The sequence below is a fragment of the Pseudomonas sp. GP01-A4 genome (assembly GCF_058780865.1).
On sequence record NZ_JBYSWF010000012.1, the window covers coordinates 15,144 to 27,962 of the forward strand.

Below are 12,819 nucleotides of genomic sequence, written 5' to 3' on the forward strand. Positions count from 1 at the left end.
CCATGGTCTTTGCCTCACTGGAATTCCTCACGCTGTTCCTGCCGGCCTTCCTGTTGATTTATGCGCTGGCCCGTCCGGGCTGGCGCAACGTCATCCTGTTGATCGGCAGCTGGCTGTTCTACGGCTGGTTGAGCCCGCTGTTCCTGTTCCTGCACATGGTGTTGACCGTGGTGGCGTGGGTCGGCGGTTTGCTGGTGGACCGTTCCCGTGAAGACGGCAAGGGCCGGGTGCGGCTGTTGATCGCGTTGATCGTGTTCAACACCGCGGTGCTGTGTTGGTACAAGTACGCCAACATCGTCGCGGGCACCGTGAGTGAGGTAATCACCTGGTACGGCGCGATGCCGCTGGATTGGCAGCGCGTGGCGTTGCCGGCCGGGTTGTCGTTCATCGTGCTGCAGGCGATTTCGTACCTGGTGGATGTGCATCGGCACACGGTGCCGGTGGAGCGCAGCTTCATCAATTACGCGACCTATATCTCGATGTTCGGCCACTCGATTGCGGGCCCGATCATTCGTTATGACTGGGTGCGGCGCGAGCTGAACCAGCGTTATTTCAACTGGCCGAATTTCAGCCTTGGCGCCCGGCGTTTCATGATCGGCATGGGCATGAAAGTGCTGGTGGCCGACACCTTGTCGCCGTTGGTGGACATCGCCTTCCACCTGGAAACTCCGAGCCTGGTGGATGCCTGGATCGGCTGCCTGGCGTACTCGTTGCAACTGTTTTTCGACTTCGCCGGCTACAGTGCCATGGCCATCGGCCTGGGCTTGATGCTGGGCTTCCACTTCCCGGAAAACTTCAACCGGCCGTACCTCGCCAGCAGCATCCAGGACTTCTGGCGGCGCTGGCATTTGTCGTTGTCCAGCTGGCTGCGGGACTACCTGTACATCGCCCTCGGCGGTAACCGCGATGGCGTATGGCGTACCTACCGCAACCTGTTCCTGACCATGGCGATTGCCGGGTTGTGGCATGGCGGCGACAGTTGGAACTACCTGTTGTGGGGTTCGGCCCACGGTATCGCGTTGTGCATTGACCGGGCGTGGTCGCGCTCGAGCCTGCCGAGCATTCCGCCGGTGCTGTCGCACATCTTGACGCTGCTGTTTGTGTGCCTGGCCTGGACGCTGTTCCGCGCACCGGACTTCCATTCGGCACTGACCATGTACGCCGGCCAATTCGGCATGCATGGCATGGCCTTGGGTGATGCGTTGGCCGTGGCCATGCGCCCGGCTCATGGCATGGCCGCGTTGCTCGGTTTGGTGTGCATCATCGCGCCGATCTGGCAGACCCGCTGCGAGCAGCGTTTTGGTACGCAGCCCTGGTTTGTGGTGGCCGCATCCCTGTGGCCGGTTGCCGGGTTTGTGTTGTCGTTCGCGCTGATTGCCAGCCGCGATGCCGTGCCGTTTCTGTACTTTCAGTTCTAAGGAAGCCTGACGATGCCCGCCCCTACCGCGCCGACCCCACCGAGTGAATTGGCCGTCCGCACCAGCCCCCTGGCGGGCTGGGTGTTGGTGCCTTTCCTGGCGGCGGGGCTGTTGTCTTGCGTCTGGCTGATGGTCAAGGGGCCGGTGAGTTTCCTGCCGCCCAAGGTCGACAGCGACATGCTGCTGCACGGTGAAGTGACCCATCGGTTTGCCAAGGAGCTGTCCAAGGCACCGATGGCCATCGAAGCGGCAAACCTGGAGCGCGGCGCCAGTTGGCTGGCGTTCGGCGACACTGGGCCGCGGGTGCGCCAGGGGTGCCCGGGCTGGCTGTTTATCAGCGATGAACTGAAGCTCAACCGCCACGCCGAAGACAATGCGCGCACCAAGGCCGACGCGGTGATCGACCTGAAAAAGCAGCTAGGCCAGCGCGGTATTGATCTGCAAGTGATGGTGGTGCCGGATAAAACCCGCATCGCCGCTGCCCAGCGTTGCGGCTTGTATCGTCCGGCCGTGCTGGATGGCCGGATTCAGCAATGGAGCACGCTGTTGCAAGCGGCGGGCGTTGAAGTGCTGGATTTGACCGACACCCTGAAACCCCTCGGCCCGGACGCCTACCTGCGTACCGACACGCACTGGAGCGAAATCGGCTCGAATGCCGGCGCCCGCGCCGTGGCCCTGCGCATCCAGCAGCGCGGTATCCAGGCCACGCCGGAGCAAGCCTTCGACATTACCCAGGCACCGCTCGCACCGCGACCGGGTGACCTGGTGCGCCTGGCCGGTCTCGATTGGTTGCCGCCGAAGTTACAGCCGGTGGGCGAGCAGGTTGCGGCCAGCACCGCGCATGAGAATGGCCCGGCGGCGTCGAGTAACCCTGACGATTTGTTTGGTGACGCCGGCCTGCCGAACGTGGCGCTGATCGGTACCTCGTTTTCGCGCAATTCGAATTTCGTGGGTTTCCTGCAAAAAGCCCTGAACGCTCCGGTGGGTAACTTCAGCAAGGACGGCGGCGAATTTTCAGGCGCCGCCAAGGCTTATTTCGACAGCCCGGCGTTCAAGCAGACGCCGCCCAAGCTGCTGATCTGGGAGATCCCGGAGCGGGATTTGCAAACACCTTACGACCCGATAAAGATTAGTCAGTAAATTGACCATTTACCGCTCGTCTTAAAGATTTCTTCAGAAACACCAAAATAATGACACTTTCATTCCTTTGTCACAGAATGCGTACACAAAGGCGCCCACAAAAAGACCTGCGGTAAGCATCAGTACAGCTGACCTTTCACGTCTTTAAGATGCGTCGTGAGGGAGTGTTGGCGATGAGCCGTACCGATGATCTTTTTTCGTTGTTCGATAAGACGACTGCCAGTGATGTTCAAGGGATGGATTCGATGCTGCAGTTCTTCGAAGACATGCCGGTCGACGACAGTGCCAGCCTCAATATGGGCAGTGGCGCGTCGTTCTCCCGACATTCCCCTTGTGCCAACGAGCAGTCCCGCGAAGCCGCGAACATCCGGGCGAAGGTGGTAGCGCTGGTTTCGGTCAATGGCGGCGTCGGCCGCAGCACCCTGGCCACCGCGCTGAGCAGCGGTTTGCAGCGCCTGGGACAGCCAGTGGTGGCGCTGGACCTGGACCCGCAAAACGCGCTCTATCACCACTTCGGCCTGAGCCATACCTTGCCCGGCATCGGGCGCACCAGCCTGCACAACGAGCGCTGGAGCCAGATCCTTCATTCAGGCTTTGCCGGTTGCCAGGTGATCACGTTTGGCGAAACCGATATCCGTCAGCAGGAAGACCTCCAGCGCTGGCTGAAACAGGAGCCGCATTGGCTGGCGCAACATTTGTCGGCCCTGGGCTTGGGTGAGCAGGACACGGTGATCATCGACACCCCGGCGGGTAATAACGTCTACCTGCATCAGGCACTGAACGTGGCCGATGTGGTGCTGGTCATCGCCCAGGCGGATGCGGCTTCCCTTGGCACCCTGGAGCAGATGGAGCAGTTGCTGGCGCCACACCTTGATGATCGGCCGGCGCTGCGTTGCCACTTCGTGATCAACCAACTCGACGAGACCTCGGGCTTCAGCCTGGACATGGTCGAGGTGTTCAGGAAGCGCCTGGGTGACAGCCTGTTGGAGGTGGTGCATCGGGATCCGGCGATCAGCGAGGCCCTGGCTTTTGGCAGCGATCCGCTGGATAACCAAGCCGCAAGCATGGCCTGTGACGATATAAACGCGCTTTGCCGCCTGCTGGTTGCCCACTGAAAAGCCCGGGTTATGCCGCTAACCTCAGATGCTTATGCACAATCGGTTGGTTCGACCTGTCATCAAACCGCAATTTTGCGGAGCGGTTCTCATCACGCTGCAACTGCCTGTTTTGCGTGCGTTTTATTTTGTGAACAAAAAATGACCAGTCAGCATTTTGCGCCGCGAAGCTTGCCGGCAGGGCCTCTGCCAGAATTCCATCAACAGAGTTATCCACAGGGCACGCTGCGACAAAATGCCCTTTAATTGCGCTCGGCGAGCAGCATCAGGTTGCGCGGGGTGAGCGGTGTTTCGCAGAAGCTGCCGACTTGAACCCTGTAACCGTTTTCTTCGAGAAACAATGCCCGGTCCAGCACCAGCCACATTTCCAGCGGGCGCCGAAACAGACCACGCACTAATTCCAGGTTTCGCACCTGTGCCAAGCGCTGCCAGCCTTGGGCCTCCAGTGCCGACCAATCCTGTTCCCCTGTGGATAATCCCTTGAGGGCCGCCAGTTCGCGGCAGTAGTCGGCGAACGGCTTGGCCAGCCAACTCGCGGGCAGGGACGGAGTGGGCAGGTAAGCATCGCTCCCGCGCAGTTGCCGCTGCAGAACATCAAAACCCAGGCGCCTGGCCATCGACGTATCGCGCTGCTGACGCACCCGCGCGCCTGCGGTAACGGTTTCGCTCAGCGGCAGGCCGAGGTCTTCCACCGATAAATGCAGTGACGACGCCTGGGCGGCAATCGACAGCGGCTGGTACTGCTCGGCGCGGATGCGGTTGTAGCAGCAGGGCGCCACGGCCAACTGCTGGCAGCCGGCGGCGCTGGCCAGCTGGAGCAGGCGCACATGCAGGTCGCCGCAGGCGTGCAGTGCCACCGGGGTTTGGTCGCGGCTGATCTGTACGTCGGCCATCACATCTTGCAGGCGATGGGTGACGGGCAATTGATGGTGTTCGCTGAGGGCTTGCCCTGAGGCGATGAGGGCCGGGTCGTATTCCAGGCAGGTCAGTTGCTGCCCGGGTTGCAACAGGCGGCGGCCGAGGTGGCCCTTGCCGGCACACCAGTCGAGCCAGTGTTCGGGGGGGTGGCGAAATTGCAGTGCGGCGCCGAAGGCTTCGATCTGCTGCCATTTGCGGCCGGGTACATCGACGTTCAGGCGATGGCGGGCGGCGGGTAGCGGGCGGGACGGTAAGTTATCCACAGCGCTGAGATTCAGCGACTGCATGGCCAGCTCAGGGAAAGGCGCAGGCGCCGGCAAGTGGTGAGGCTGGTTATGGCTGCTTTCCGCTTCGGCCAGCGAGCGCTGGTGCAACCAATGGGCCAGTTCGGGATGCTGGGTTTCCCACGGCAATTGCAGATGGGTAAAGGGCCGTGGTCGCCACAGCCCTTGATGTTCGGTGAGGAACGCATCCAGCGCCTGGAAGCGGGCGAGCAGTTGCTCACCCGTCAACAAGGCGTCAGCGGCCCTGGCAGGCATCGACCCGCAACCAGCGCTCCAGCAGCTTGAAGAAGCGCACCAAAACGTACGACATCAGCAGGTAGAACAACCCGGCAGCGAAGAAGATCTCCACCGGCAGGTAGGTGCGGGCAATGATCGTGCGGGCCATGCCGGTCAGTTCCAGCAGGGTCACGGTACTGGCCAGGGCGCTGGCCTTGAGCATCAGGATCACTTCGTTGCTGTAGGCCGGCAGGCCGATGCGCGCGGCACGCGGCAGGATGATGTAGAACAGCGCCTTGGGCCTGGACATGCCCAGCGCCCGCGCGGCTTCGATTTCACCCGGCGGGATGGCCTGGATCGCGCCGCGCAGGATCTCGGCGATATAGGCGGCGGTGTGCAGGGTCATGGTGGCGGTGGCGCACCAGAACGGGTCCCGCAGGTACGGCCACATGAAACTCTCACGCACGGCGTCGAACTGTGCCAGGCCGTAGTACACCAGGAACAGCTGCACCAGCAGCGGCGTGCCGCGGAAGAAGAAAATGTAGCAGTAGGGCAGGGTGCGCACGTACCACAGGCGTGACGAGCGGGCGATGCCCAGCGGGATTGCCAGCAGCAGGCCGGCGATCACGGCGATGGCCACCAGCTCCAGGGTCAGGGTTGCGCCCTGGGCCAGTTTCGGCAGCCATTTGATGATCACGGCCCAGTTCAGGCCCAGGTCGAAATGCGACAGCCAGCTGTAGTCGCCACTCATTGCGTGCTCCTCGCAAAGCCGCGCGCGGCACGTTTTTCCAGGAAGTGCATGCCGGTCATCGCCAGGACAGTGAGGCCCAGGTACATGAAGGCCGCGACCATAAAGAAGGTGAAGGGCTGCTTGGTGACGGTCACGCCGATCTGCGCGTGGCGCATGATTTCTTCCAGGCCGATCACCGAGACCAGCGCGGTGTCCTTCATCAGAATCATGAACAGGTTGCCCAGGCCCGGCAGCGCGATGCGCCACATCTGCGGCATGATCAAGCGGGTGAAGATCCGGACCTTCGACAAGCCCAGTGCGACACCGGCTTCACGGTGGCCCTTGGGAATGGCCAGGATCGCGCCGCGGAAGACTTCCGTGGCGTAGGCGCCAAAGCACAGGCCCAGGGCGATCACCCCGGCGGCGAAAGCGCTGAGGGAAAGGTCGGGGTTGCCGAAAAGCTCCCCGAGGGAGCGCATCAGGTTGACCGTGCCGAAGTAGATCAGCAGGACCCACAGCAGTTCCGGGATACCGCGAACCAGGGTGGAGTAGCTGCCGCCAAGCCATTGCAGCGGCTTGTACGGGGAAGTCTTGGCCAGGGCGCCGGCCAGCCCGAGCACCAGCCCGAGGCACAGGGCGGTGAGCGCCAGCTTGACGGTCATCAGCGCGCCGGCGGCGAGCGCCGGGCCGAATCCGTAGAGGTCGAAATTCATGGTTTAGTCGTTTCGCAAGGCAAAGCTCAGGACCGGCGCACTCAAGCGAGCACGCCGGGCAGGCCATTCAGGATCACTCGATACTGAAAGGGAAGTACTTGTCGTTGATCTTCTTGTAGGTGCCGTCGGCCTTGATTTCAGCCAGGGCTTTGTTCAAGCGCTCGCGCAGCGGGTCGCCTTTGCGTACGGCGATACCGATCTTGTCGCTCTCGACCACCGGGTCGCCCTTGAATTCGTAGGCGGAGCCGTCTTTGCTTTTCAGCCACTCGTACTGCACGTACTTGTCGGCGAGCATCCCGTCCAGGCGGCCGGAAGTCAGGTCGAGGTAGGCGTTTTCCTGGGTGTCGTAGAGCTTGGCGGTGGTGTCCGGCAGCTTGTCTTCCAGGTAGGTACCGGCCAGCGTTGCGCGCTGTGCACCGATGATCTTGCCCTTCAGGTAGTCCGCGTCGGTCTTGAAGTCTTTGTTGGCTTTGGGCGCGATGAACTGCAGCTTGTTGGAGTAGTACGGGTCGGTGAAGTCGACGGCCTGCTTGCGTTCATCGGTGATGGACAGCGAGGAGACCAGGAAGTCGAACTTCTTGGCATTCAGGGCCGGGATGATGCCGTCCCAGTCGGAGACATACACTTCGCACTTCTCGACTTTCATCTTGGCGCACAGGGCGTCGCCGATGTCCTTGTCGAAGCCGACGACGTTGCCGCTGGCATCTTTATTGTTAAACGGCGGGTAGGCCGCTTCGATCCCCATTTTCAAGGTTTCAGCCATCGCCGTGGCGCTGAACGCCATCGAAACAGCGGCGGCCAAGAGGAATTTTTTATAGTTCTGCATGCATGTTGCTCCGTTAGCGGTTGCTGGACATGAATTGTTTGCAGCGCGCCGAAAGTGGGTTTTCAAATACCTGCTGTGGCGATCCTTGCTCTTCGACCAGGCCCTGGTGCAGGAACACCACTTCACTGGACACCTGGCGGGCAAAGCCCATTTCATGGGTGACCAGCAGCATGGTGCGGCCTTCTTCGGCCAGGGCGCGGATCACATTAAGTACTTCCTGAACCATTTCCGGGTCAAGGGCCGATGTGGGCTCGTCGAACAGGATGACTTTGGGCTGCATGGCCAGGGTGCGTGCGATCGCGGCGCGTTGTTGCTGGCCGCCGGACAGTTGCGCGGGGTAGGCATGACGCTTGTCACTGATGCCGACCTTGGCCAGCAAGGCTTCGGCGATTTCAGTGGCTTCGGCCTTGCTCTGGCCGAGCACGCGGCGCGGGGCCTCGATGATGTTGTCGAGGACGCTCATGTGCGGCCACAGGTTAAAGTTTTGAAACACAAAACCGATTTCGCTGCGCAGGCGGTTGATCTGTTTGCCGTCGGCGGCCACCAGTTCGCCGTTTTTCGCAGCCTTGAGCTTGAGCTCTTCACCAGCCACCAGGATTTGCCCCTGGTGCGGGTTTTCCAGCAGGTTGATGCAGCGCAGGAACGTGGACTTGCCGGAACCGGAGGAACCCAGGATCGAGATCACATCGCCGTCGCGGGCGGTCAGCGAGATACCTTTAAGCACCTCCAGCTCACCATAGCGTTTATGCAAGTTGCGGATTTCAAGCGCGGGCGTGGCCTCAGCCATGTGCGGTCCTCATTGTGTTCATTGCGCTCCTGCTGTTGGCCCGCCTTCCTGGCGAGGCGCCAAGCTAGCATAGCGTCCGGATGACAGCCAACAGCCCTGCAGGCGGTAAACAGACGGTCTGCGGCAGGGTGTCGCATCGGCACAGCAGTGTGTCGCGCCATCAACAACCGAACAGCCGTTTGAACCAGTATTCCTACAGGTTTCGCGTAAAAAAGGGCGCGATGGTGCCAGCTTTGGCCGGGTGTTGGAAGGGTTAAACCGGCGAACGGTCCTTATCAGCCCTTTTATGGGGCGTCACGCACAAATTGTGTGTGTTTTTGGTGCGCTGATTCGTCTTTCAAGTGAGTCGCACAGTAACGCTATAGCGGAATGCCATTAGTGTCAGTGACTTACGAGAGCTATTGAGTTTCCCTACAGCCCGCGTCAATCGCGGCTCTGTAACATTTTGGCGCAAATCTTGCGTAAAAAATAAAGAACGCCCCGTTGGTTTCTTTTCACGAGAAAGACGCCAGACCGGGTGGACCGTATTCGCAATTCCTCGCAAAGGTGTGTCAATGAGTAGTACGCAAAGCTCCAATGACCTCGAACAGGGGCTCAAACCGCGTCACGTCACCATGCTGTCGATTGCCGGCGTTATCGGTGCCGGGTTGTTTGTGGGCTCCGGCCACGCGATTGCTGCGGCGGGCCCGGCCGTGCTGCTGGCTTATGCCGCCGCCGGTACGCTGGTGGTGTTGGTGATGCGCATGCTGGCCGAGATGGCCGTGGCATCGCCGGACACGGGTTCGTTTTCTACTTATGCCGACCGTGCGATCGGGCACTGGGCCGGTTTCACCATCGGCTGGTTGTACTGGTGGTTCTGGGTGCTGGTGATTCCGCTGGAAGCCAACGCTGCCGCGACCATCCTGCACGCCTGGTTCCCCGGCGTGGCGATCTGGGCCTTCACCCTGATCATTACCTTGCTGCTGACCGCGACCAACCTGTTCAGTGTGAAGAACTACGGCGAGTTCGAGTTCTGGTTTGCGCTGATCAAAGTGGTGGCGATCATCGGGTTTGTGATCCTCGGCATCCTGGCGATCTTCGGCTTCCTGCCGGGCAGTCAGGTCAGCGGCGTTTCGCACCTGTTCGACACCCAGGGCTTCCTGCCCAACGGCATGGGCGCGGTATTGGCGGCGATCCTGACCACCATGTTCTCGTTCATGGGCACCGAGATCGTGACCATCGCGGCCGCTGAATCGAAGAACCCGGGCCAGCAGATTTCCAAGGCCACCAACTCGGTGATCTGGCGGATCGGCTTGTTCTACCTGGTGTCGATCTTCATCGTCGTGGCCCTGGTGCCGTGGAATGATCCTGCGCTGGCAGCGGTCGGTTCCTACCAGACCGTGCTGGAACGCATGGGCATCCCGAATGCCAAGCTGATCGTTGACCTGGTGGTGCTGGTGGCCGTGACCAGTTGCCTGAACTCGGCGCTGTACACCGCTTCGCGCATGATGTTCTCCCTGGGCCGTCGCGGTGATGCACCGGCGGTGTCCAAGATCACCAACAAGAGCGGCACGCCTTACTGGGCGGTGTTGCTGTCTACCGGTGCGGCGTTCCTGGCGGTATTCGCCAACTACGTGGCACCGGCGGCGGTGTTTGAATTCCTGCTGGCCAGCTCCGGCGCCATCGCGCTGCTGGTGTACCTGGTGATCGCCGTGTCGCAACTGCGCATGCGCCAGAAACGCACGGAAGCGGGCGAGAAGATTGCCTTCAAGATGTGGCTGTTCCCGGGCCTGACGTATGCGGTGATCGTGTTCATCGTGGGCGTGCTGACGATCATGTTGTTCCAGGAAGCGCATCAGGTGGAGATCATTGCCACCGGGATCCTGAGCTTGCTGGTCGTTGCGGCGGGGCTGATGGTGTCGCGTCGGCGCAAGGGCCGGAAGGTTGGGGCGGCGGTGCTTAACTGATGGATTGAAATACGATTCATCAAACACTGCAAAACACTGTGGGAGCCGGGCTTGCCCGCGATGGCGGTGTGTCAGTCAACACATGTATCGACTGACACGCCGCTATCGCGGGCAAGCCCGGCTCCCACATTTCGTTTTGTATCAGTCTTCGGAATTCACCAGCGCCTGTGACGCCGCGACGTAATCGGCCTGGAATTCCGGCGACTCAATCCACGCCAGCGCTGCCGCTTCATCCTCGGTATCCGTGGCCCACTGGCGATACTCGATCAGCGCCGCGAGGATAAAGTCCGTCGCTTCTTCTTCGCCTTCCTGCTCCAGTACCACTGCCAGCAGCGGGTGCGCCAGGAACACGGCACACAGCGCCTGCTGGCTGGTTTCGCCAGCGGTGCGCATCTCCAGGAACAGCTCGGTCAAATCCACCGATTCAAGATCAATGCGGCTGTCATCGCCGGCAAAGGCATCCGGCTTGGTGGCGACGGCGCGTTGGGTGCGATTCTGCTTGGCCTTGGCTTTTGCCCGGTGGGCGCGTTTTTGCTGCTTGTTCGGCGAAGCCATGGGCTCACGTCCTTGGTGTCAGGATCTGGGGGTGGGGTATTGAAGCGCAGGTCTGGAGAAATCCCAAGGCTTTCTAGGTGCGATCCGTCACTTGGCGCCCCGGCGTGCCGTTGGCCAACTCTCCCCTTTGCAGCCAAGCCAATGCAATCGGCCACAACCGATCTTGATACTGGCTGCGAAAGAATGCGAAGTGTCCGACCTCTTTTTCGCCGATATCTTCAGGCGCGATTCGCAGATGCGTGCGCTCGCTGCCGTCGAAGTAACCCAGCAGGCGTTCGATTGCTGCGACGGTACCAAACGGATCGTCGGTAATGCTGATGGCCAATATCTGTGCCTTCACCCGCGAAAACGGCAACTCGGGCAAGGCTCGCCCACTCGGACGTTTTTCATAACTCGGCGTCGGCGTACTCCAGTCGCGTACCACGCCCGCCGGGGTATCCTCCAGCCAGCCTATGCGTTTGCCCGGGAAGTAGCCAAAAACCGCTGTCACCAGCGGCATCACCACATGCCATTTGGCAAGCATCCGCCAGCGCCCGCTCGCCTCGTAGTCGCGCCAGTAGGCAAACTGCGCGCCTACCGTCACCAGGCGCCGAATCACTGCGCCGGAAGCCCCGAGTCCCGCCGCACATCCGCCAAAACTGTGCCCGACCACATCAATCGGTTGGCCGGCAAACTCCCGCTGGGCCCGCTGCAGGATCGCTTCGAAGTCCAGCACGCCCCAATCCGACCACGAGGCCTTGAACCCTTTCAGCGAGCCGCTGCGGGATTCGCCGATGCCGCGGTAGTCGTAGGTGATGACGTCGAAGCCATTGGCAAACAGGTAATCGGCAAACCGTGAGTAGTGACGGCAGCGTACGGAGGTGGCGGCGTTGATGATGACGACCGGGCGTTCAACGTCTGTGCGCGGATGGCGCCACGTGAAGCCGCCGATGGAATGCCCATCGGCTGTGGGCTCGCGGAATGCTTCGGCTTGAGGTCGGACTGGCAGGTTCATGAACAGGCTCGATCATTGCGCTTTCGATGGGGTGTCAAAGGCCCGTGCGCAGTTTTATGAGAAGTCGAAACTAACAAATTTCTGCTATGAAGACCCCGGGGATTTTTCTGAGGCTCGACCTGAGCGGCACAGATGCCTAGGCTTAGACCCTTTCGCCCACCAGAGCCGGCCCATGACCCGCGACACCCTCGAACAAAACCAGATCCCGATCTACTTCGCCAGCGTGGTGCTGGCTGCCGTTGTCGGCCTGCTGGCGCCCTCCATGGCTCAAGGTGTGGCCGCCCTGGTTACGCCCGCCATCGCCGTGCTGATGTACGCGATGTTCCTGCAAATCCCGTTTCTGGACCTGCGCCAGGGGCTGGGCAACAAACACTTCATGGGCGCGTTGCTGCTGGCCAACTTCATCCTGATTCCGCTGCTGGTGTGGGCGCTGACTCGGGGCCTGGTGGAACACCCTGCGATCCTGGTGGGTGCGTTGCTGGTGCTGTTGACGCCGTGCATCGACTACGTGGTGGTGTTTACCCATATCGGCAAGGGTGACTCGCGGTTGATGCTGGCAGCGACCCCGATTCTGTTGTTGCTGCAACTGCTGCTGTTGCCGGTCTACCTGGGGTTGATGCTGGGGGCGCAGTCGCAGGTGGTGGTTGCAGTGGGGCCGTTTGTCGAGGCCTTCCTGCTGCTGATCGTTGCCCCCATGATTCTGGCGGTGCTGACCACTTCCCAGTCCCGGCGCTCACCGGTCGTCAGTGCCTGGAACGATGCCTGGGCCTGGCTGCCCGTGCCGGCCATGGCGCTGGTGCTGATGGTGGTGATCGGTTCGCAGATCACCGCCGTGGTCCGCGATATCGGCCTGCTGGCGCCGGTGATCCCGGTGTATATCGGCTTCCTGTTGCTGGCCCCGCTGATGGGGGCGCTGGCTTCGCGCCTGTTCAAGCTATCGGCGCCCACGGCGCGGGCGGTCACCTTCAGCGCCTCCACGCGTAATTCCCTGGTGGTGCTGCCGCTGGCGTTGGCGTTGCCCGAAGAGATCCGCGGGCTCGCTGCTGCAGCGGTGATCACGCAAACCCTGGTGGAATTGGTAGGGGAGCTACTCTATATCCGCCTGTTGCCGCTGCTGATCTGGCCCGCTCGTCGTTAGGCGGATGAATGTTTGATTCCGTTCAGGGCTTATTCAGGG

General features: G+C 61.3%; 12 protein-coding genes. 5 read left to right on the plus strand and 7 right to left on the minus strand.

Features of this window, described 5'->3' with window-relative positions:
* Positions 1 to 2: 2 nt before the first annotated feature.
* The 3 genes from AC3WKX_RS09945 (at position 3) to bcsQ (ending at position 3,673) form a co-directional block, all read left to right on the plus strand.
* Complete coding sequence (locus AC3WKX_RS09945; protein WP_102604462.1) at positions 3 to 1,418, plus strand: MBOAT family O-acyltransferase; 1,416 nt, start codon at positions 3 to 5, stop codon at positions 1,416 to 1,418.
* A 12-nt stretch (positions 1,419 to 1,430) separates the two neighbouring features.
* Entirely contained in the window at positions 1,431 to 2,558 is a 1,128-nt protein-coding gene (locus AC3WKX_RS09950; RefSeq protein WP_008435708.1) for an alginate O-acetyltransferase AlgX-related protein, read from the plus strand.
* 173 nt (positions 2,559 to 2,731) lie between these two features.
* Entirely contained in the window at positions 2,732 to 3,673 is a 942-nt protein-coding gene (bcsQ, locus tag AC3WKX_RS09955) for a cellulose biosynthesis protein BcsQ (protein ID WP_102604463.1), read from the plus strand.
* A gap of 242 nt (positions 3,674 to 3,915) precedes the next feature.
* Here bcsQ and AC3WKX_RS09960 read toward each other — a convergent pair whose 3' ends face one another.
* The 5 genes from AC3WKX_RS09960 to AC3WKX_RS09980 all read right to left on the minus strand — a co-directional run bounded on the left by AC3WKX_RS09960 (position 3,916) and on the right by AC3WKX_RS09980 (position 8,147).
* Positions 3,916 to 5,130 carry a methyltransferase gene (locus AC3WKX_RS09960; protein ID WP_102604464.1) on the minus strand — a complete coding sequence of 405 codons (1,215 nt, stop codon included), beginning with the start codon at positions 5,128 to 5,130 and terminating at the stop codon, positions 3,916 to 3,918.
* Positions 5,111 to 5,800: an ABC transporter permease gene (locus tag AC3WKX_RS09965; protein ID WP_032899447.1), complete on the minus strand. Its 690-nt coding sequence runs from the start codon at positions 5,798 to 5,800 to the stop codon at positions 5,111 to 5,113. Before AC3WKX_RS09965 ends, AC3WKX_RS09960 begins: the two co-directional genes overlap by 20 nt.
* 38 nt (positions 5,801 to 5,838) lie before the next feature.
* The gene (locus tag AC3WKX_RS09970; RefSeq protein WP_102604465.1) at positions 5,839 to 6,534 is read right to left on the minus strand and encodes an ABC transporter permease; all 696 of its coding nucleotides are present in this window, start codon (positions 6,532 to 6,534) and stop codon (positions 5,839 to 5,841) included.
* Positions 6,535 to 6,607: 73 nt separating this feature from the next.
* Positions 6,608 to 7,360 carry an ABC transporter substrate-binding protein gene (locus tag AC3WKX_RS09975; RefSeq protein WP_003218061.1) on the minus strand — a complete coding sequence of 251 codons (753 nt, stop codon included), beginning with the start codon at positions 7,358 to 7,360 and terminating at the stop codon, positions 6,608 to 6,610.
* 13 nt (positions 7,361 to 7,373) lie between these two features.
* The gene (locus AC3WKX_RS09980; RefSeq protein ID WP_003218059.1) at positions 7,374 to 8,147 is read right to left on the minus strand and encodes an ABC transporter ATP-binding protein; all 774 of its coding nucleotides are present in this window, start codon (positions 8,145 to 8,147) and stop codon (positions 7,374 to 7,376) included.
* 554 nt (positions 8,148 to 8,701) lie between these two features.
* Here AC3WKX_RS09980 and gabP point away from each other — a divergent pair.
* Positions 8,702 to 10,093 (plus strand): GABA permease, encoded by a 1,392-nt coding sequence (gene gabP / locus AC3WKX_RS09985; RefSeq protein ID WP_003218057.1) that lies wholly within the window; start codon positions 8,702 to 8,704, stop codon positions 10,091 to 10,093.
* Between the two features lie 141 nt (positions 10,094 to 10,234).
* Here gabP and AC3WKX_RS09990 read toward each other — a convergent pair whose 3' ends face one another.
* On the minus strand, positions 10,235 to 10,648 hold the full coding sequence (locus AC3WKX_RS09990) for a hypothetical protein (RefSeq protein ID WP_008435696.1): 414 nt from the start codon (positions 10,646 to 10,648) through the stop codon (positions 10,235 to 10,237).
* Positions 10,649 to 10,721: 73 nt separating this feature from the next.
* The gene (locus tag AC3WKX_RS09995; protein ID WP_102604466.1) at positions 10,722 to 11,642 is read right to left on the minus strand and encodes an alpha/beta hydrolase family protein; all 921 of its coding nucleotides are present in this window, start codon (positions 11,640 to 11,642) and stop codon (positions 10,722 to 10,724) included.
* A gap of 172 nt (positions 11,643 to 11,814) precedes the next feature.
* On the opposite strand from AC3WKX_RS09995, the gene AC3WKX_RS10000 reads away from it, so the two are divergent.
* A complete protein-coding gene (locus tag AC3WKX_RS10000) occupies positions 11,815 to 12,780 on the plus strand; it encodes an arsenic resistance protein (RefSeq protein WP_102604467.1) in 966 nt (321 codons plus the stop codon).
* Positions 12,781 to 12,819: the final 39 nt, after the last annotated feature.